General features: G+C 67.9%; 15 protein-coding genes. 10 read left to right on the forward strand and 5 right to left on the reverse strand.

Translation table 11 applies throughout. From position 1 onward, the window contains the following. Nucleotides 1–7 precede the first annotated feature (7 nt). Nucleotides 8–628: a TetR/AcrR family transcriptional regulator gene (locus BCO18175_RS17500; protein WP_174982780.1), complete on the reverse strand. Its 621-nt coding sequence runs from the start codon at nt 626–628 to the stop codon at nt 8–10. Between the two features lie 307 nt (nt 629–935). Here BCO18175_RS17500 and BCO18175_RS17505 point away from each other — a divergent pair, with 307 nt between their 5' ends. Then, nucleotides 936–2,507: a hypothetical protein gene (locus tag BCO18175_RS17505; protein WP_174982782.1), complete on the forward strand. Its 1,572-nt coding sequence runs from the start codon at nt 936–938 to the stop codon at nt 2,505–2,507. 117 nt (nt 2,508–2,624) lie between these two features. Here the strand turns inward: BCO18175_RS17505 and BCO18175_RS17510 are convergent, their stop codons facing one another. Continuing rightward, entirely contained in the window at nt 2,625–3,644 is a 1,020-nt protein-coding gene (locus BCO18175_RS17510) for a DNA-binding protein (protein ID WP_174982783.1), read from the reverse strand. 833 nt (nt 3,645–4,477) lie between these two features. Here BCO18175_RS17510 and BCO18175_RS17515 point away from each other — a divergent pair. Together BCO18175_RS17515 and BCO18175_RS17520 are read left to right on the forward strand one after the other, a co-directional pair. Then, nucleotides 4,478–5,662, forward strand: a complete 1,185-nt coding sequence (locus BCO18175_RS17515) for a thiolase family protein (RefSeq protein ID WP_174982785.1) — start codon at nt 4,478–4,480, stop codon at nt 5,660–5,662. A gap of 248 nt (nt 5,663–5,910) precedes the next feature. Further along, a complete protein-coding gene (locus tag BCO18175_RS17520; protein WP_174982786.1) occupies nt 5,911–6,576 on the forward strand; it encodes a cation diffusion facilitator family transporter in 666 nt (221 codons plus the stop codon). A 193-nt stretch (nt 6,577–6,769) separates the two neighbouring features. On the opposite strand, the gene BCO18175_RS17525 is transcribed toward BCO18175_RS17520, so the two are convergent. Continuing rightward, a complete protein-coding gene (locus tag BCO18175_RS17525) occupies nt 6,770–7,960 on the reverse strand; it encodes a helix-turn-helix transcriptional regulator (protein WP_041493308.1) in 1,191 nt (396 codons plus the stop codon). Between the two features lie 282 nt (nt 7,961–8,242). Here BCO18175_RS17525 and BCO18175_RS17530 point away from each other — a divergent pair, with 282 nt between their 5' ends. The 4 genes from BCO18175_RS17530 to BCO18175_RS17545 all read left to right on the forward strand — a co-directional run bounded on the left by BCO18175_RS17530 (nt 8,243) and on the right by BCO18175_RS17545 (nt 12,220). Continuing rightward, nucleotides 8,243–9,181, forward strand: coding sequence for an alpha/beta hydrolase (locus BCO18175_RS17530; RefSeq protein ID WP_174982788.1), 939 nt, complete (start codon nt 8,243–8,245; stop codon nt 9,179–9,181). Then, nucleotides 9,178–10,302 (forward strand): bifunctional 3,4-dihydroxy-2-butanone-4-phosphate synthase/GTP cyclohydrolase II, encoded by a 1,125-nt coding sequence (gene ribBA / locus BCO18175_RS17535; protein WP_174913937.1) that lies wholly within the window; start codon nt 9,178–9,180, stop codon nt 10,300–10,302. Before BCO18175_RS17530 ends, ribBA begins: the two co-directional genes overlap by 4 nt. Before the next feature lie 152 nt (nt 10,303–10,454). Then, nucleotides 10,455–10,883 (forward strand): helix-turn-helix domain-containing protein, encoded by a 429-nt coding sequence (locus BCO18175_RS17540; protein ID WP_174982790.1) that lies wholly within the window; start codon nt 10,455–10,457, stop codon nt 10,881–10,883. 2 nt (nt 10,884–10,885) lie between these two features. After that, nucleotides 10,886–12,220 carry a type II toxin-antitoxin system HipA family toxin gene (locus BCO18175_RS17545; RefSeq protein WP_174982792.1) on the forward strand — a complete coding sequence of 445 codons (1,335 nt, stop codon included), beginning with the start codon at nt 10,886–10,888 and terminating at the stop codon, nt 12,218–12,220. A gap of 25 nt (nt 12,221–12,245) precedes the next feature. On the opposite strand, the gene BCO18175_RS17550 is transcribed toward BCO18175_RS17545, so the two are convergent. Next, nucleotides 12,246–13,463, reverse strand: coding sequence for a DUF2252 family protein (locus BCO18175_RS17550; RefSeq protein ID WP_174982794.1), 1,218 nt, complete (start codon nt 13,461–13,463; stop codon nt 12,246–12,248). Between the two features lie 217 nt (nt 13,464–13,680). Between BCO18175_RS17550 and BCO18175_RS17555 the strand changes: the two genes are divergently transcribed. Then, a complete protein-coding gene (locus tag BCO18175_RS17555; protein ID WP_174982796.1) occupies nt 13,681–14,916 on the forward strand; it encodes an NADH:flavin oxidoreductase in 1,236 nt (411 codons plus the stop codon). A gap of 53 nt (nt 14,917–14,969) precedes the next feature. Here BCO18175_RS17555 and BCO18175_RS17560 read toward each other — a convergent pair whose 3' ends face one another. Next, the gene (locus tag BCO18175_RS17560) at nt 14,970–16,097 is read right to left on the reverse strand and encodes a 4-hydroxyphenylpyruvate dioxygenase family protein (protein WP_174982798.1); all 1,128 of its coding nucleotides are present in this window, start codon (nt 16,095–16,097) and stop codon (nt 14,970–14,972) included. Nucleotides 16,098–16,454: 357 nt separating this feature from the next. Between BCO18175_RS17560 and shiA the strand changes: the two genes are divergently transcribed. Continuing rightward, nucleotides 16,455–17,762, forward strand: a complete 1,308-nt coding sequence (gene shiA, locus BCO18175_RS17565; RefSeq protein ID WP_174982800.1) for a shikimate transporter — start codon at nt 16,455–16,457, stop codon at nt 17,760–17,762. Nucleotides 17,763–17,971: 209 nt separating this feature from the next. Further along, nucleotides 17,972–19,273: a UDP-N-acetylglucosamine 1-carboxyvinyltransferase gene (locus BCO18175_RS17570; RefSeq protein WP_174913921.1), complete on the forward strand. Its 1,302-nt coding sequence runs from the start codon at nt 17,972–17,974 to the stop codon at nt 19,271–19,273. Nucleotides 19,274–19,277 lie beyond the last annotated feature (4 nt).

Consider the following 19,277-nt stretch of genomic DNA (forward strand, 5'->3'; position numbering starts at 1 on the left):
GCCCGGGTTACGACTGCACTCCACTCGGCTCGAGCGGCGGCAGGTTCAGCATGCGCCGCGTTTCGACCATCGCCCTTTCGAGCGGTTTGCGGTTGCGGTGAATCTTTTCCAGCAGCGTCGCGCCCAGCCACAGTTCGTAGAGGATCGCGGCCGTATGCGACGGATCGGCGACTCCGCTCAGCGAACCGTCGGCCAGCCCGGCCTCGATGCCGCCCGCGAGCCGCTCGATGATCTGGCCCGTGCCGTGCCGCAGCACCGTGCGCATCGCCTCCGACAAGTCCGACACTTCCGCGCCGAGCTTCACCGCGAGGCACTTGCCTTCCGGATCGTCCGCGCATTGCGTGTGCAGCCAGTTGCTCCAGTAAGTCATCAGGCGCTCGGCGCCCGTGCCGGCCTGGTGCTTGAGCAGGTTGTCGAGATGCTCGAGGTAGCCTTCGAAATACGATTCGAGCAAGGCTTCGCCGAATGCCTCTTTCGAGCCGAAGTAATGGTAGAACGAGCCCTTCGGGATGCCCGCCGCAGCGAGAATCTCGTTCAGACCGACCGCCGAAAACCCCTTGTGGAGCATGATCGGCTTGGCGATATTCAGGATGTGCTGGCGGACTTCCGCGCCTGAAGATGCATTCATGATGGCGTATGTTAGCAACGATTAGACCGGTCGTCTAGTAACGTCGAACCGGCATGTTGAGCGGCACTTTACCCGATCCCCGGCGGGCGCCCAAACGTCGCGCCGGCATTCCGCGCCCCTCTCCCGCCCCGCCGCGTGCGTCGCGTCACACGCACGACTCGGTTTCGTCGCGGGCGTTTCATCGATCTCACGCATAAATACGCGCGGCGCATGTGCCGGCGATCGGGAAGTTTCGGCCGGCATTGCACACGTGTGCAATGCGCCGGATCGTCGTTGACGACTCTCGAACCCGTGACCAGGAACGCCCATGACCGCTTCGAAACCCGAACGCCCGTCCGCGCCGAACCGCCGGCGCTTCATCCAGCGCGGCGCCGCGCTGACCCTGTCGCCGCTCGTCGGCACGCTGGCCGCCTGTGGCGGCGACGGCAACCCGACGTCCGCATCGTCGTTCGCCGCCGCAGGCGCCGCGGATGCGTCTGCACGCAGCTACGGCATCGCCGACCGCTCGATCACGATCAACGTCGTCAATGCGATTCCGTCGACGACGCTCGCGTACGGCAACGCGGCCAGCCAGAGCGGCTCGCTGCCGCAGGCATCGCAAGCGCAGGTCGCGACCGGGCAATCGACCGCCGTCAGCGCGTCGAACAGCTGGGGCGATTGCACGGGATCGTTCAGCCTTGCCGGTGGCGACGCATCGTTTGCGATTGCGTACACGCATCCGTTCGGATCGCAACCGACCACCGTCAGCGTCACGCCGTCGGCCGGCTACGTGTCGGGCGCCGACGCCGCCACGTTTCCCGGTCACGACTCGGTCGCGAATCTCACGCTGTATCGCGGCGTCGCGACCGCGAACGGCGCGTGGGTCGTTCCGCTGTCGCAGCTCGCGACGCCGCCGGCCAACAACTGCCAGGATTTCGCGAACAGCATGTTCGGCAGCAACGTGCGCACGGCCGCGGCAATCCAGTCCGCGTACCAAAGCACGGGCCCGCTCGGCTACGTGCCGCCCGCCGACTTTACCGGCGGCCAGTTGGCGGGCTTCGTCGCGCAATGGGTACAGCGCTGGCAGAACGGCGCGGCCTATGGCGTGCTGCCCGCTGCCGATGCGCAACTGATCGACGCGTTGAAGCAGTACGTGTCCGGCGCATCGAACGCCGGCCCGCTGACGATGTGGGTGCCGCAGATCGCGTGGCAGGCCGGATCCGATCCGGCGGTGTTCGCGCTGACGGGCTATCGCGCGTTTCCGTTCGGCGATGCGCAGGGCAACTGGAACGCAGGCACGCTGTCCGCGTTCCTGACGCTGCTGGCGGCCGGCTCGCATATCGTCGCGATCAGCGCGACGAGCGACCTGCCGGCGGGCGTCACGATGCAGGCGTTCGACAGCTTCATGGGTGCGAGCGGGCTGACGACGTCGACGGATATCGGCAACTCGCACTACGCGTCGGTACTGAACACGACGGGCCGCTATTACCTGAGCGTCGGCAGCGATTTCGCGCCGGCGAACTGCGGGCTGATCCTGTCGTTCCTGTACGGGCGCACGGTGAACAACCTGCTCGCGGGTGCCGGCACGTACAACACGTTCATCCAGCTCGAAGGCTGGCAGGCCGGCGGGTCGCGGCACAACGCCGACTACGCGACGTATCAGCAGACGCTGTGGAACATCTCGACGTATGGTGCCTCCGCGTATAGCGAGAAGCGCGCGACGTCGATCTTCCTCGCGCCCGCCGGGTGGACGCCGCAGGTCTATCAGACGACACGGATGATGCCGTACGTCGGGGCGTATGCGCAGTCGAACGGCTCGCCGCAGGGCTGGCTGAACACGTCGCTCGTCACGATTCCGGCGGACGCGCCGGCGTTGCCTTCTCGGTATGTGTCGAGTTGATTTGTATTGGCGGGTGGGCAATCGGCGGGGGAGCGGGCTCGGTTGCTTGCCCGCCTGCCCGCTTGAGGGCTTCAGGCGTGCGTCATCATCGGCTGACGCACGCTTGCGGTTTTGCCATCAGCGCGGCGCTTCGTCGGCGCGCTTCCGTGTGCGCGCCCGCCGCTCGTCGCGTTGCGTGGCCGGCGCCGCCTTGGCGCCGCGCAGCGGCGCCCGGCGCGCGAGCACCGTCATGTCGCGCCGCAACGCATCGAGTTCCTTGCCGCGCGCCGCTTCAGTCGCCTGCGCGCCGTCGAGCTGCCCCTGAAGCACGCCGCATCGATGCAGCGCGTCGCCGAGTTGCGCCTGCAGCGCGGCCACATCCTTCCGCTGCTGCGCATCGCGTTGCTCCGTGCGCGATGCCGCTGCATCGAGCTCCTTCTGCAGGCGCGCGGCTGCGAGCCGCTCGCGATCGATCTCCTGAAGCGCCCGCTTCTCCGACGCGCGCAGGCGTTCCTCGGCCCGGCCGGCGTCGTCGCGCAGCCGGTCGAGCTGGGTGGTGAAATCCGCGCGTGCCTGCGCGAGTGCGCGGTCGCCTTCCGCGTTGTCGGCCGTGAGGCGTTCGATATCCGCTTGCAGCGCTTGCCGCGATGCGTCGTCCGCCGCCCTCGCCTGTTCCATTTCCTGAATGCGCACCTGCGCAGCCAGCAGCGCGGCCGTGCGTTGCTCCAGCGCGGTTTCCGTGCGGGCCAGTTCGGCCTGCAGCGCCGCCACTTCTGCCTTCGCTGTCTCCCGCTCGGCTTCGACCTCTGCGCGCAGGGCGTCGAGCGCGGCAGATGCGTCGGCGCTCGACCGATTCCATAGCGCCGCAACCAGTTCACCGGCGGCTGCCTGCAGATCGACCGGCAGGTCGGGATGCTCGATGCGGACACGACTCTTTTTCCTGAGCTCGGCCCAGAACTCACCGAGGACGGCCGTCGGCGTGCTCATGCTGCCCTTGCGGACGAGCTGGTACAGGCGGTTCGCGGTGGGCGTGATGCCGAAGCGGAAGAACAGCAGCGCGCAGGCTTCGCGATACAGCTCGCGCGTTTTCGGGAAGTCGGCCTTGAGGCGCTCGATTTCGGCGGTCAGGCGGGATTCGTCGGCAGCGAGATCGGACATGACGGGGTTTGGTCGATGATTTAGTAAATAATATAACGTAAACCGTTAAATATCCAATTCTTCACGCTTCTGAATTTGACATTATTTCTATAATGTCGAGATTGAGGATCTGTACATCGGGTGCGAATGCGCCGAGCGTCTGTTTGCACAATGTCGGAGCCGCTCTTTGCGGAAACTCGTAACTGCCCCTCCTCCCGCAGCGTCTAAAATCCGCACCGAACCCTGCTCGGTAAGGCTTAACGGCACATCGTCCGATCAAAATCGTGGCAAGGACTCTTGCTCGAAGATGGCTCGTCTGATGGGCAACTGGCGGCAGCATTTGTAGCTGTCCGCCAGAGCAGCGGCATGTGATGGCTGCAGGTCGCTGGAGACACCGCATTTCCGACCACCGGAAGCGATGCGACGATCGTCGCCAGTACGTCATCCGGGTCGGGGGCACCGCCCTGGCGCGGCACGGCGATCAGCCCACCCTGCTGTACAAAGGGATGCGGATAGACGTTTGCGCGCGCACCGACCTGGTCGCGCCGCCTCCTGCGCCTGTCGTTGCGCTCTCGCAGTCCCCCGGCGGCAAAAACCGGACGCGTCGCTCCCCCTTCCACACGCCCTGTCCCCCTATCCCGTGCAAAATGCCCCCGTTGACAGTATGCATATGCATAGATACCGTTCCCTCACGTAGCGGCGTGCGATCCGGGTATCGGATACAGCCGCGTTGCGCGGCGTCGGCGGTCCAGCCGGCGTCACGGCGCAATCGAACCGGCGACGCGATTTGCGCGGCGTGCCCCGTTCGCAACCGACTCGTCCGCGCAGCTTGCAACGCGATCCAGGAACGCATCATGAGTACACGCGAAGTCGTCATCTGCCATCCCGTCCGGACCCCGATCGGCACGTTCAACGGGTCGCTGAAGGACACCCCGGCCACCGAACTCGGGGCCATCGCCGTGCGCGAAACCTTGCGGCGCAGCGGCCTCGACGGCGCGGCGATCGACTCGGTCGTGCTGGGCAACGTGATCCAGGCCGGCAACAAGATGAACCCGGCCCGGCAGGCCGCCATCGGCGCCGGCCTGCCGGTCAAGGTGCCCGCTCTGACGGTCAACCGCGTGTGCGGCTCCGGTGCGCAGGCGGTCGTCAATGCCGCGCAGGAGATCCTGCTGGGTTACGCGAACGCGGCGGTCGCCGGCGGCATGGAAAGCATGGAGCGCGCGCCATACCTGCTCGACGGCGCACGCTGGGGTTACCGGATGGGCGACGCATCGATCGGCGACAGCATGCTGCGCGACGGCCTCGTCGATGCGTTTTCCGACCAGCATTCGGGCTGGCATACCGAGGATCTCGCGAGCCAGCTCGACATCTCGCGCGACCGCCAGGATCGGTGGGCGCTCCGCTCGCAGCAGCGCTTTTCCACCGCGCTGGCCGACGGCAAGTTCGACGCCGAACTCGTACCGGTCGAGGTCCTGCAGCGCAAGGCGCGCGTCGCGTTTGCGCGTGACGAGACGCCCCGCCCCGACACGACGCTCGAAGCGCTCGCGAAACTGAAGCCCGCGTTCCGCCCGGACGGCACGATTACCGCGGGCAATGCGCCGGGCCTGAACAGCGGCGCGTCGGCCATGCTGGTTGCGGATCGCGCATTCGCCGACGCGCACGGGATTGCGCCGAGCGCCCGGCTGGTTGCATTCGGCGTGGCTGCCGTCGAGCCCGGCATGTTCGGGCTCGGCCCGGTGCCGGCCGTGAAGATCGCGCTGGAGCGTGCGGGCTGGGCGCTGGCCGATGTCGAGCGTTTCGAGATCAACGAAGCGTTCGCGGTCGTGCCGATCGCGGTCGCGGGCCAGCTCGGTATCGCCGAGGACATCGTCAACGTCGAAGGCGGCGCGATCGCGCACGGTCATGCGATCGGCGCGACGGGCGCGGTGCTGACGACGCGCCTGATCCATTCGATGCGGCGCGACGGCATCAAGCGCGGCGTCGTCACGCTGTGCATCGGCGGCGGCCAGGGTATCGCGCTGGCGATCGAGACGCTTTGAGTTGAAGCTGACGCCGGCGCATCGACGAAAGGGAAAAGCCGCGGGCGATGAGGTCAGCCGCGCAGGTTTCCCGAGACACGATGCAGCCGGCCACTTTCGCGGCGGCGCCTCGCCATGTCAGCGGGGGCGGCCCGGGCGCTTGCGGACGCATCCCGCACCGATTCGGCGATTCCTTCCGTGTCACCGATCTGCCACCGTCGACCGGTAGCGTTCGGGTCTGACCCACGCTATCGACAGACGAATCCGCCATGCAGCGCACGTCGCGCGCCTCGCCCCACGTATATGCGGCCACGTCCCGCGCCCTTGCCGTCAGCCTCGCGATCAACCTGCTGCTGCTCGCCGTCGAGACGGTTGCGGCATGGTCCGCGCATTCGTCGGGGCTGCTCGCGGACGTCGCGCACGCAGCGATCGATCTCGCAGCCGATGCGCTGATCCTCATTGCTTGCCGGCTCGACGCGCGCCTGCCGCCGGAGCAGCGCCCCACCTACGAACCGCTTGCGCTCGCGGGCCTCGGCGCGTTGCTCGTCGCGACCGGCGCGCAGATGATCTGGCACGCGATGAACCGATTCGCCACGCCGCCCGTCGTGCAGCCTGGCGCTGCGACGCTCGCGCTCGTCGCGGTCACGCTCGCCGGCAAGGGCGCGCTGTCGCACTGGATGCTGCGCAAGGCGCGCGAGACGGGTTCCGCGCTGCTCGAGGCGAGCGGCTGGCATGTGCGGACCGATGCGCTGTCGTCGCTGCTGGCGGCGCTCGCGATGAGCGCGGCACTGGTCGGTTTCGGTCGTCTCGACGATCTGGCCACGCTCGCGATCGGCGCACTCGTGATCCGTACCGGCGCCGGTTTCATTCGGCGCGGTTGCGCGCAATGGCCAGCCCTGGCGTCGTGGGCGGGTCGTTCCACGCGCGGGTCGTGAACGCGAGCGGCATCGCCGTGCGTCGCACATCCGCTCTCCGCAAGCGGCTGCGCTGAACGAAGCAGAGGCTCGCACCAGGCGAGCCTCTTTTGCATGATGTCGCCGCCGTCGTGCCGCACGCGACCCGTTGACCAGCGTCGATGTATCCCCGGACGAATGCGGCCGGTTCCGATGGATCGGCGTCGGCTGTCGCTTACCCGAGCGGCACCACGCTCCCGAGCAGAATCCGCACGAGCGTCGCCTGGCGCGTGACGCCCGTCTTCGAGAAGATCGCGCGCAGATGCGTGCGCGCCGTGTTCTTGCTGATCCCCGACTCCTCCGCCGCTTCCTCGAGCGTCAGCCCGTTCGTCAGCAGCAGCGCGAGCGACGTCTCGGCGGGCGTCAGGTCGAACAGCTTGCGGATGATTTCCTGCGCGCCCTGCGGTTTGCGATCGGGATCGCGCAGGAACAGCGTGACGGCCGGCCGACGCTTGTTGTCCTCCGACCAGTCGGACAGCAGTACCGTGCGCACCAGCAGCCCGAGGCGCGGCTTGTCGAAGCTGCGCGTGATCGGCATCGCCTCGACGGTCGCCGCGGCCGTGCCGTGGTGCCCCATCACCGCATGGCGGATCAGCCGCTTCAGCGTGCGGTTCTCCTGCGCGTCGGTTGCCTCGATCGTGCCGCGTGCAATCGTCAGACCGTTGTTCTGCTTGAGGATCTCGTCGGCGACGCTGTTCAGGTCGATGATCGTGCCGTTCTCGTCGAGCGTGATCGTGCCGATCTGCATCCGGTTGATCGCGTTCGCATAGATCGAGCGTTCGACCTCGGCCGTGTCGAGCCGCGAGTGCAGCTCGACCGCGCGCTTCAGGTGCGGCAGCAGCAGCGCACAGATCGCCTTGTCGCGCGCGGAGAACTGCTTCGATGCATGGTTGCGGCACACGCGGAAGCGGCACTCCACGCCCGACGACGTGCGCAGGTCGGCACCGAGGATATAGCGCACGTCCTGCGGCTTCAGGAACTGCTTGTACAGCTCGCTCGACAGCCAGCCCGTGTCGCCGAACACGTCGTCGACCGTGACCACGCGATCGGCTGGCAGGCCGACGAACGGGTCGAGCGAATAGTAGTAGTTGTTGTACGACGCCTCGCCGTCGCCCGGCACCACCGGGCCGAATTCCGACGCGTGCACGGACAGCGGCGCGCGGCGGTCGCTCGCGGCCGCGCGCAGGATCAGCGTCACGTAGTTGGCCTGCAGCCAGCGCCGGACCAGTTCGAGCGCACCGGCCCACGGCGGCGTCTCCAGCGGCCCCTGGTAGATGCGCGCCATCAACTCGCTGAAATCCGCGACGCCGATGTCGGCCTCGTCACTGGTTGCCTGGCTCTCTTGCGGAGCCCATCTCGTCTCCATCAGCACGCTCCATCCTCCATACGACATGTTTCCGGCGCGAACCAACCGCGCCGCAATGAATTAAGACGCGTCTAAATTCCGGCGTCATCGGGAGATTCACTGAATGGTGAGAATTGGCCATCCGTGCGAACGAACCATCGTCCGATCGGATGATGTGGCGCCCAGCCTGCTGCGCTGGAATGCCCGTCAGGCCGTGCCGGCAAGCGTCCGGCGCGGACTCAGGGAAAACCGCGACACGGGTTTACCTGATTCAAACCGCATCCGATTCAGACAGGAGTCCCCATGCCGCTCGACCCACAGGCGCAGGCGCTGCTCGCAGCGTTCGCCCAGGCACCCGCGATCGATTTCGCGCAGCTCACCGTTCCCGCGTATCGCGCGAGTCTTGCCGCCGGCGGCGCGTTCGCCCCGGGCGATGCCGTTGCCGCCGAAGAGGACTGGCAGATTCCCGCGTCGGGCCGTCAGTTGTCCGCACGGCTGTATCGGCCTGCCGCCGACGGGCCGTTGCCGCTGACCGTGTTCTTCCACGGCGGCGGCTTCGTGTCGTGCGGGATCGATTCGCACGCGAACCTGTGCCGCAGCGTCGCGGCCCGTGCGCGCACGCTCGTGCTGTCGGTCGACTACCGGCTCGCGCCCGAGGCGCGCTTCCCGGCCGCCGCGCATGACGCATGCGACGCCGTGCGCTGGGCCGCCGCCAGTGCGCGCGATCTCGGCGCACGCGCCGGCGCGGTGGCCGTGGCCGGCGATAGCGCGGGCGGCAATCTGGCGGCGGTCGCCGCACTGCAGTTGCGTGGCTCGGGCATCGCGATCGCGCACCAGTTGCTGCTGTATCCGGTCGTCGATTGCGCGACCGAGCATCCGTCGTACGAAACGCTCGGCAACGGCTATTTCCTGACGGCGGACATGATGCGCTGGTTCAAGCACCATTATTTCGACGACGGCGCCGATCGCGCGTCGCCGCTTGCCAGCCCGCTCGCGGCACCGTCCCTCGAAGGCGCGGCGCCGGCGACGATCGTCAGCGCCGAATTCGACCCGCTGCGCGACGAGGCCGAAGCGTATGCGCTGCGTCTCGCGCAGGCCGGCACGCCGGTGACGCTCGTGCGCTGGCCGGGCCAGCTTCACGGTTTCGCGAGCATGCTCGGCGCGATCGATGCGGCCGACCGCGTGCTGACCTTCGGCGCCGATGCGCTGCGCCGTGCGTTCGACGCGACGGAGGCACCATGACACTCGCCGGCACCCTGGAGATCGTCGACGAGCTGCGCGCGGGCCGGATGGTGCTGCTCGTCGACGAAGAGGATCGCGAGAACGAAGGCGATCTCGTGATCGCGGCCGATCACGTGACACCCGACGCGATCAATTTCATGGCGCGCTTCGGGCGCGGGCTGATCTGCCTGACGCTGACCGCCGAGCGATGCGAGCAGTTGAAGCTGCCGCCGATGGCCGATCACAACGGCACGCCGTTCGGCACCGCGTTCACCGTCAGCATCGAGGCGGCCGAAGGCGTGACGACCGGCATTTCGGCTGCCGATCGCGCACACACGATCCGTGCGGCGGTGCGGGCCGGCGCCCGCCCGGACGATCTCGTCCAGCCCGGCCACGTGTTCCCGATCGCCGCGCGCCCGGGCGGCGTGCTCGTGCGCGCGGGGCACACCGAGGCCGGCTGCGATCTCGCGGCGCTCGCCGGGCTCACGCCCGCATCGGTGATCTGCGAGGTGATGAACGACGACGGCACGATGGCGCGGTTGCCCGAGCTGAAGGCGTTCGCCGCGCATCACGGGCTGAAGATCGGCACGATCGCCGATCTGATCCATTACCGACGCGAACACGAATCGCTCGTCGAACGCGTCGGCGAACGGCCGCTGCATACACCGTGGGGCCGGTTCCGCGCGATCGAGTATCGCGACACCGTGCACGGCGCGCCGCATCTCGCGCTCGTGCGCGGCGAGCCCGATCCGTCGACGCCGGTGCTGACGCGCGTGCACGAATGCCACTCGCTGCTCGACCTGCTCGATGCGGAGCCCTCCGCGCATTCGTGGCCGCTGCACGCCGCGCTGCAACGGATCGACGCGGCCGGCTGCGGGGTGGCGGTGCTGCTCGACTGCGACATGCGCGGCGACGCGATGCGGGTGCCGGCCGGCCCTGCGCGCCGCGACGGACGCGTGACGGGGATCGGTTCGCAAATCCTGCGCGAGCTCGGCGTGCGGCGTCTGAACGTGCTGTCGAGCCCGTTCCGGCTGCCCGCGCTGTCGGGGCACGACCTGGAGATCATGGCGTTCATTCCGCTCGGCGACGACGATCCGGAAAGCGCACGGGGGACGCACGCGAACCCGCTGCGGGCGGCGTGAGGCGTTGACGCAGGATGGCGGGCGGGGTTCTCGTTTGACAGGCTATCGTTTGTTTTTTTCGGATACAGCCTTTGGTTTGTATTTTGACAATACATACCATAGACTGTATTTTCCGATTACAAACGATCGCCTGTCATCCTGCGGAGCGCCCGATGGCCTTTCCTGTCCAGACCCTGACCCAGCTGCGTCCGATACTCGTCGGCTTCCGGAAAGCCGCGGGCCTCACGCAGGCGCAATTGGCGGCCCGTCTGGGCGTCACGCAGCAATCCTACGCGCAGCTCGAGGCCAACCCGTCGGCGGTCAGCATCGAGCGGCTCTTCAAAGTGCTGAACGCGCTCGGCGTTCACATGACGCTCGACCTTGGCAAGCAGGACATGTCGGCGGCATCGGCCGATCCTGTTCCCGCGCCCGATGCCGCGCCGGCGGTTCGCAAACCGGCCGCGAGCAAACGCAAGCAGAATGCGGTGCGCCGCACCACGCCCGCCGAAAAACCGGCCCAACCCGCAACCGGCGCCGCGCGCAAGCGGTCCGCGACCGCAACACCCGGCAAGCCGCGGGTTTCGAAGCGGGAGGACTGGTGACGATGGCCACGCGTGCCCGCCACGACCGTCTCGACCTGTGGATGAACGGCATTCCGGTCGGCTACTGGGAAGTTCGGCGCGGTGTCGAGCGTCTCGTCTATCTGCCGGCGTGGCTCGACGATCCACAGGGGCGGCCGCTGTCGCTGTCGCTGCCCTTCACGCCCGGCAACCAGCCGCACCAGGGCGCGATCGTCGCCGATTACTTCGACAACCTGCTACCGGACAGCGAGCCGATCCGCCGTCGCATCGCCCAGCGTTACCGGCTTCGATCGACGGCGCCGTTCGAACTGCTCGCGTCGATCGGCCGCGATTGCGTCGGCGCGATCCAGATGCTGCCGCCCGGTGAAACGCCCGTCGATCTCGAGGCGATCGACGGCGTGACGCTCGACGACGCGGCCGTTGCCGACGTGCTGCGCCACGCGACCGCCACGCCGCTGCCCGGCCGCGCGGAGCCGGAAGGCGACCTGCGCCTGTCGATTGCCGGCGCGCAGGAAAAGACCGCGTTGCTGCGCCTGGGAAACCGCTGGCTGCGGCCATCGGGCAGCACGCCGACGACACACATCTTCAAACTGCCGCTCGGGCGCGTCGGGAACATGCAGGCCGACATGCGGACGTCCGTCGAAAACGAATGGCTGTGCTCGAAGCTCGTCGCCGCGTACGGCCTGCCGGTCGCGCCCTGCGCGATCGGCCGGTTCGACGACCAGAAGGCGCTGATCGTCGAGCGCTTCGACCGGCGTGCGTCGCGCGACGGCACGTGGATCCTGCGGTTGCCGCAGGAGGACATGTGCCAGGCGACCGGCACGCCGTCCGCCGCGAAGTACGAATCCGACGGGGGCCCGGGCATCGAGACGATCATGGGCATCCTCGCGAATTCGGCCGACGCCGCGCACGACCGAATGAATTTCTTCGTCGCGCAACTCGTGTTCTGGGTGCTGGCGGCGATCGACGGCCACGCGAAGAACTTCAGCATCGCGCACCTGCCCGGCAACACGTACCGCAGCACGCCGCTGTACGACGTGCTGTCTGCGCATCCGATCATCGGCACGCGCCGCAACCAGCTTCCACCGCGCCGCGCCCGGCTCGCGATGGCCGTGTGCGGGAAGAACCGGCACTACGTGATCGGCGAGATCCAGCCGCGGCACTGGATCGCGCAGGGCCGGCGTGTCGGCCTGACCGAAGACGACGTGCGCGCCGCGATGGCGGCCGTCGTTGCACGCACGGAGCCCGCGATCGCCGAAGCCGCCGCGCAGATCCCGGCAGATTTTCCCGCGGACGTGGCGGACGCGATCTTCGACGGCATGCGCCGGCAGAGACTCAAGCTACGCGCGGCCGAGTAGCCTCGGCCGCCTCTCGCGGCGCACGCTACTCTCCTGCGGCGAAGCGCCGGCAATGCTCCAGATACCCCGCTTCGTGGCTGCTCACGAGCTGGACGATGCTGTTCCACAGCCACATCGGCGCATCGATCGTCTTCGCGCGGTTGCGACCGAGCTCGGTGCGCCACGCCGCGCGTGTCGGCTTGTCCATCTGGCGCGCGTGGGCGGCACCGACCACCGCGCCGAGATAGCGCGCGACTTCACGCGCATCGTCCTCGGCGAGCAGATCGATGTCGAGCTTCAGGTCCTGCGGCAGCAGTTCCCGGATCACGACCGCGCGATCGAGCAGGCGCGCGGCCTGCATCCGCTCGCCGAGGGCCGGCGACAGATGTCGCGCGCCTTCCACGACGCGCTCGGCGTTGTCGCGCGGCATCGCGGCCGTTTCGTCGCGCGGTGCGGCGGCCGTCACGCCTTCCTTGATGTCCATCAGGCACAGGTCGTCGCCGTCGCTCACGTCGCCGTCGATGTCGAGCAGCACCGCGTAGCGCAGCCGTCCAAGCGAACTGCAACCCTTCACCCAGTACGCCGCGTCGAGCACGTCGACCTTGCCCGCGTCGTTGCGGCCCTTGAGGCTCGTGGCGAGCGCCGCGATCGCGTCGTCGCCGAAAAGCTTGCCGATCGCACGGGATTCCTTCGCGCTCAGCGGCCAGAAGCGGCGGCCAAGCGGAATCGTCGGCGCGAGCCCTTCGATCCGTTCGACGGCGAGTTGCCGCCAGGAGCGGCGCATGGCCTGCTTCATCACGAGGTGGACCGGTTCGGGGCGCCCGGGCAGCTTCGCGTTGCGGCTGCCGAATGCCGACGCATAACCGGCCGTCATCGCCTCCATCATGTGCACGATCGTGAGGCCCGCCAGTGCGGATCCGCGCGCGGCCGTCGCGAGCGAAAGCCCCAGGCGGATCAGGTCGTGAACGGGATTGCCGACGACCGTCTGGTCGAGATCCCGGATCTGCACGTCGACCTTCCCTTCGCGGTTCGCGACCGGCCCGAGGTTACCGGTATGACAATCGCCGCAGATCCAGATCGACGGGCCGTGCGGCAGTGCGCTGCCGTTGGTTTCGACGAGCCATTCGTAGAACCGGGCCGTATTGCCGCGCACATACGCGTGAGGCGAACGCGCCATCTTGCGGCGGCGCTGCTCGGTCAGGATCGCCTGGCGCCCGGCGGGTTTCGGCAGGCGCTTCTGCTTGGGCTGCGACTGGCTGCTCATGCGGATCTCCGGATGTTCTCGTCGTGTGCGGCATGCCGCATCGTCACGATGCCATCGATCGATGCATTCCTGCAAACCGGCAGCATCGCCTACGCCCGAACGCAAGGAGCCGCCGTCTCATGCTTCATACGGTCGGACGGGCCATCCACCTGGACGATGTGCACCGGTGCGGATTGCGCACAATGATCGCCAAGCCCATTCCCGACGTCTGCCCGACATGGAACCCACCGAACTGTCCACCGCGTTCAGCCCGCTGCAGGTCGGCCCGCTGACGCTGCGCAACCGTCTGATCAAGTCCGCCACCAACGAGGGCATGACGCCGAGCGGCGTGCCTTCGCGCGCGCTCGTCCGCTTTCACGAACGCATCGCCGAAGGCGGTGCCGCGCTGACGACCGTCGCGTATTGCGCGATCAGCGACGACGGCCGTACGTTCGTCGACCAGGCGCGGCTCGACGGGCCGACGGTCCGCCAGTTCCGCGCGCTGACCGACGCCGTCCATCGCCACGGTGCCGCCGCATCCGCGCAGATCACGCACGGCGGCTGCTTCACGTTCCTGCCGTCGCTGTCGACCCAACGGCCGTTGAGCGCATCGGGCGGCTTCAACAAGGTCGGCCTGATGAGCGGCCGCTTTCTGAAGCAGGCAATGACGCGCGACCAGATGTCGGCCGTCGCCGACGAATTCGCGCAGGCCGCACGCCATGCGCGCGACGCCGGCTTCGATGCGGTCGAGATCCATATGGGGCACGGCTATCTGCTCAGCCAGTTCCTGTCGCCGCTGTACAACCGCCGCCGGGATGCGTACGGCGGCGACGCGGCACGACGCGCCACGTTCCCTGTCGAGGTGCTGCGCCGCGTGCTCGATGCGGTGGGCCGCGATCTCGCCGTCGTCTGCAAGATCGGCGTGACCGAGGGCGTGCGCGGCGGCGGAACGGCCGACGACGCTTGCGAAATCGCGCGGCGGCTCGAAGCCGAAGGCGCTCACCTGCTCGTGCTCAGCGGCGGGATGAACGTCGAATCGGTGTGGCAGCTGTTCGGCAGCCCGTTGCCCGGCGACGCGCGTGCGAATGCCGACAATGCGATCGTGCGCGCCGCAATGGCGCTGCAGAAGCTCACCGAGCCGAAGATGGGCGCGTTTCGCGAGATGTATTTTCTCGAGCACTCGAAGAAGGTGCGCGCGGCTGTCAGGATGCCGCTCGCTTACCTCGGAGGCGTACGTTCGCGCGAGAACGTCGAGCTGGCGATGCGTGAAGGGTTCGATGCGGTGGCGCTCGCACGCGCGCTCGTGTTCGAGCCGGGTTTCGTCAACGGGCTGCGCGACGGCCGGCTCGCGCAGTCGGGCTGCACGTCGTGCAACCGCTGTGTCGTGTCGATGTACACGCCGGGCGGCACCGCGTGCGCGCTGCGCGAGCCGAACGACCCCGCGCCGAACCGCGTGCCGGCCGCCGGCGCGTGAGGCTCGGCATGTGACGCGCGACGCGTGACGCCGGATGCGGGCGCCGGTGCCGCTCAGCCGGCGTCGCGTGCGCGGGCGAGCGCCGCGAGATTCCCTTCGCCGAATCCGTGGTGCCCCTTGCGCTGCACGATTTCGAAGAAGATCTCGCCGGGCCGGCGCTTGACGAAGGTCTGGAAGAACAGGCGCGGTATGCCGTCGCTGCCGATCTCGCCGTCGACCAGCACCGCGCGGCGGCGCAGCGCGTCGAGATCGACGCCGTGCCCCGGCAACCGCGCGTCGACGTCGTCGTAATAGCGGGTCGGCGGCTCGATGAATTCGACGCCGTTCGCGCGCAGCGCATCGACGCAGGACAGGATGTCGTCGGTGGCCAGTGCGACGTGCTGCACGCCCTCGCCCGGATGGTCAGGCAGATACGCATGCATCAGCTCGGTGCGCCGCGTGCCTTCCTCGTACACCGGAATCCGCACCGCGCCGCACGGCGACACCATCACACGCGATTCCTCCGACACATGCCAGTGCGCGTCGATTTCGTGGATCTCGCGAAAATGCAGCAGGTCGTGGTAGAAATCCAGCCACTCCTGCATGCGCCCCGCGCCGACGGTCTGCGTGAAATGATCGACCTGCTGCAGCCCGACTCCCACGCAGTCGAGATCGGTATGCGCGGTCGCGATGTCGATCGGCCGGAAATCGATGTCGAAGATCGAGATGTCGCCGACGCCGCCCCGCTGGCCGTCGCGCCCGCGCCAGCGGTCGACGAAATAGAGGTGCGAATCGCCGATGCCCTGGATCGCCGGGATCTTCAGCTCGCCGACGCCAACCTTCTCGCCCTCGAACGCCCACGCGCCGAGTTCGATCGCCCGCTCGAACGCGCGCCGGGCGCTGGCCACGCGCAGCCCGATCGCGCAGACGCCCATCCCGTATTCCTCCGCGTAGCGTGCGGCGAACGAATCGGGCTCGGCGTTGATCAGGAAATGCATCTGCCCTTGCCGGTAGAGCGTGACGTTCTTGCTGACATGCCGCGCGATCGCCTTGAACCCGAACTGCTCGAAGCGCTGCGCGAGCGCTTCCGGCACGGGCGCCGCGAATTCGACGAATTCGAGGCCGGCCATCCCGAGCGGATTGGCAGCCGGATCGCTAACGGGCGGCGTATCGCTGGACAGGGGGTGGGAATTGCCGGGCATTCCAGTCTCCGGGGACATGCGGTCGATGGGGATGGCGCCCGTCGCGTGCGGCATGCGCGGCCAGGGTGGCGACCGCGCATCCGCCCCGAACGGGCGAGTTTTCTATGCTGCCGATTTTAACCAGATCGTTCACGGCGGCACACCCTGGCCAAACGGGATATCGCCGCGCCGCCTAGTGCAAACCCGGAAAGCGTTCGATAATCGCACGGACTTGAACGATAATCGCGCACTCTGTCCGATTGGCCAATTGCCGCCATGCGGCGCGCGCCCTATTCTCCGTTCACCCATCGACTTCAATGCAGCATCGGACGCGGCGCCGCCACGATTCCTCGATGCGCCGTGCCAGGAGACACCGCCATGACCCCAACCTTCGACACCCTCGACGCCGCCGCCAGTGCCCGCATACGCAGCCAGGCCCGCAAGGCCGCGATCGGCAGCTTCGTCGGCGCCGTCGTCGACTGGTACGACTTCCTGCTGTACGGGATCGTCGCCGCGCTGGTATTCAATTCCGAGTTCTTCCCGAAAGTCAGCCCGACGATGGGCACGCTCGCGGCGTTCGCGACCTTCGGCGTCGGCTTCCTGTTCCGGCCCCTCGGCGGCGTCGTGTTCGGCCACTACGGCGACCGGCTCGGCCGCAAGCGGATGCTGGTGCTGACCGTGATGATGATGGGGCTGTCGACGGTCGCGATCGGCCTGCTGCCGGCGTTTTCGACGATCGGCTGGTGGGCGCCCGTGCTGCTGGTGCTGATGCGCGCGGTCCAGGGGTTCGCGGTCGGCGGCGAATGGGGCGGCGCGGCGCTGATGGCCGTCGAAAGCGCGCCGAAGCAAAAGAAGGCGTTCTACAGCAGCGGCGTGCAGGTCGGCTACGGCGTCGGCCTCGTGCTGGCCACGGGCATCGTGTCGATCCTGAGCCACACGCTCGGCGAGGCGGCATTCAAGTCGTGGGGCTGGCGCCTGCCGTTCGTGTTCAGCATCGTGCTCGTGCTGATCGGGCTGTGGGTGCGCAAGAACATGGACGAATCGCAGGAGTTCGTCGAGAAGGTCGAACACGGCAACCGCAAGCTGCGCCTGCCGGTGCTGGAAGCGCTCACGCGCCATCCGAAAGCGTTCCTGCTGATCATCGCGCTGCGGCTCGCCGAACTGTTCACGATGTATATCGTCACCGCGTTCGCGCTCAGCTATTCAACGACGAACCTCGGCATGTCGCGCGACCTGTTCCTGAACATCGGCCTGCTGGTGGGCGCGGTGAGCTGCGTGACGATCCCGTGCTTCGCATGGCTGGCCGATCGCTACGGCCTGCGCCGCATCTACCTGATCGGCGCGCTGATCGGCGTCGCGTCGGCGGTGCCGTTCTTCGTCGCGCTGGAGGCGCGGTCGATCGCGTGGATCGTGATCTTCTCGATCCTACTTGCGAATGCCGCGCACGACATGGTCGTGAGCGTCCAGCAGCCGCTGTTCACCGAGCTGTTCGGCGCCGAATACCGCTATAGCGGCGCGGGCGTCGGCTACCAGTTCGCGAGCGTGGTCGGCGGCGGGTTCACGCCGTTCATCGCGGTCGGCCTCGTCAGCGTGGCCGGTGGTTCGTGGCACCTCGTCGCCGGTTATCTCGCGGTGGGCTGCCTGATCTCGCTGGTGGTCGCCGCGCGGATGCGGGCGGCGCAGTAACGCCCCGACCAGATGGCCGGCCCGATCCGCGGCCGGCCATCACACATCGCTCGACGTCGACCGGCAACACCCCGCTCCTCGCGTGCACGACGTCAAACACTGTCAGTTACACGCGTCGATTCCCCGTTTTCCCCTCCGAACATTCCACGCCGCCCGCCTACCAATGGCATCATATGGGCCTACGTCAGTCACCGATACGCCCCCATATCATGTCGAATCTCATCGTCCACGGCGGCACTCCGCTGCGCGGGGACATCAAGCCGTCCGCGAACAAGAACGCCGTCCTGCCGATTCTGTGCGCCACCCTGTTGACCGATCAGCCGCTGCGCCTCATCGGCGTGCCGGATATCACCGACGTGCGCAAGATCCTCGACATCTTCCGCACGCTCGGCAGCGACGTGTCGGTCGACTTCACGACGGGCCTGCTCGAACTCCACCATCGCAACACGAAATTCGATCCGGCCGTCCACCGGCTGCCGGAAGCGATGCGCTCGTCGATCATGCTGATCCCGCCGCTGCTGGCGCGCTTCGGCGTCGCGCGCCTCGAGAACGACGTGAAGGGCTGCACGCTCGGCGTGCGCGAGATCGATCCGCACGTCGAGGTATTCGAGCGCTTCGGCGCGCACATCGAGCGCACGCCCGATTCGCTGATCGTCCGCACCGACGGCCCGCTGACGGCCAACGATCACTGGCTCGACTACGCGTCGGTCACGACCACCGAAAACTTCGCGCTGTGCGCGACGACCGCGAACGGCACGTCGACGCTGATGAACGCGGCGTCCGAGCCGCACGTGCAGGAGTTCTGCCAGTTCCTCGCGATGATCGGCGTCGCGATCGAGGGTATCGGCACGTCGCGGCTCTGCGTGACGGGCGGCGGCAAGCTCGGTGGCGGCGAGTTCCGTTTCGCCGAGGATTTCCACGAGATCGCGACGTTCCTCGCGCTCGGCGCGATCACGGGCGGCGACATCACGGTGCGCAACTCGTCGCCCGAACACTTCCCGCTGATCGACCGCACGTTCGCGAAGTTCGGCGTCAACGTCACGCACCGCGACGGCTGGTCGCGCGCGGAACGCGACGGCCCGCTGCGCGTGCGCCGGCCGTTCACGCAGAACATCCTCACCAAGGTCGAAGCCGCGCCGTGGCCGTACCTGCCGGTCGACCTGCTGCCGATCTTCATCGCGCTCGGCGTGCGCGCGGAAGGCAGCGCGATGTTCTGGAACAAGGTCTACGACGGTGCGCTCGGCTGGTCCGGCGAGCTGTCGAAGTTCGGTGCGCACGTGCTGCTGTCCGATCCGCACCGCCTGATCACGTTCGGCGGGCTGCAACTGACGCCGGCACGCGTCGAGAGCCCGTACATCATCCGCGTCGCGATCGCGCTGCTGATGGTGGCCGCGAGCATCGAAGGCCGCTCGGAAATCATGAACGCGCTGCCGATCCGCCGCGCGCACCCGCACTTCGTCGAGAACCTGCGCTCGGTCGGCGCGAACGTCGAATGGACGAGCAGCGAGTAAGGCT

It is taken from the genome of Burkholderia lata, from assembly GCF_902499335.1.
GTDB classification, from domain to species: Bacteria; Pseudomonadota; Gammaproteobacteria; order Burkholderiales; family Burkholderiaceae; genus Burkholderia; species Burkholderia lata_B.

What these genes read in the sequence shown, in the direction of transcription:
- BCO18175_RS17500 (WP_174982780.1), bottom strand. Translation starts at nt 628, where the DNA reads ATGAATGCATCTTCAGGCGCGGAAGTCCGCCAGCACATCCTGAATATC.
- BCO18175_RS17505 (WP_174982782.1), top strand. Translation starts at nt 936, where the DNA reads ATGACCGCTTCGAAACCCGAACGCCCGTCCGCGCCGAACCGCCGGCGC.
- BCO18175_RS17510 (WP_174982783.1), bottom strand. Translation starts at nt 3,644, where the DNA reads ATGTCCGATCTCGCTGCCGACGAATCCCGCCTGACCGCCGAAATCGAG.
- BCO18175_RS17515 (WP_174982785.1), top strand. Translation starts at nt 4,478, where the DNA reads ATGAGTACACGCGAAGTCGTCATCTGCCATCCCGTCCGGACCCCGATC.
- BCO18175_RS17520 (WP_174982786.1), top strand. Translation starts at nt 5,911, where the DNA reads ATGCAGCGCACGTCGCGCGCCTCGCCCCACGTATATGCGGCCACGTCC.
- BCO18175_RS17525 (WP_041493308.1), bottom strand. Translation starts at nt 7,960, where the DNA reads ATGGAGACGAGATGGGCTCCGCAAGAGAGCCAGGCAACCAGTGACGAG.
- BCO18175_RS17530 (WP_174982788.1), top strand. Translation starts at nt 8,243, where the DNA reads ATGCCGCTCGACCCACAGGCGCAGGCGCTGCTCGCAGCGTTCGCCCAG.
- ribBA (WP_174913937.1), top strand. Translation starts at nt 9,178, where the DNA reads ATGACACTCGCCGGCACCCTGGAGATCGTCGACGAGCTGCGCGCGGGC.
- BCO18175_RS17540 (WP_174982790.1), top strand. Translation starts at nt 10,455, where the DNA reads ATGGCCTTTCCTGTCCAGACCCTGACCCAGCTGCGTCCGATACTCGTC.
- BCO18175_RS17545 (WP_174982792.1), top strand. Translation starts at nt 10,886, where the DNA reads ATGGCCACGCGTGCCCGCCACGACCGTCTCGACCTGTGGATGAACGGC.
- BCO18175_RS17550 (WP_174982794.1), bottom strand. Translation starts at nt 13,463, where the DNA reads ATGAGCAGCCAGTCGCAGCCCAAGCAGAAGCGCCTGCCGAAACCCGCC.
- BCO18175_RS17555 (WP_174982796.1), top strand. Translation starts at nt 13,681, where the DNA reads ATGGAACCCACCGAACTGTCCACCGCGTTCAGCCCGCTGCAGGTCGGC.
- BCO18175_RS17560 (WP_174982798.1), bottom strand. Translation starts at nt 16,097, where the DNA reads ATGCCCGGCAATTCCCACCCCCTGTCCAGCGATACGCCGCCCGTTAGC.
- shiA (WP_174982800.1), top strand. Translation starts at nt 16,455, where the DNA reads ATGACCCCAACCTTCGACACCCTCGACGCCGCCGCCAGTGCCCGCATA.
- BCO18175_RS17570 (WP_174913921.1), top strand. Translation starts at nt 17,972, where the DNA reads ATGTCGAATCTCATCGTCCACGGCGGCACTCCGCTGCGCGGGGACATC.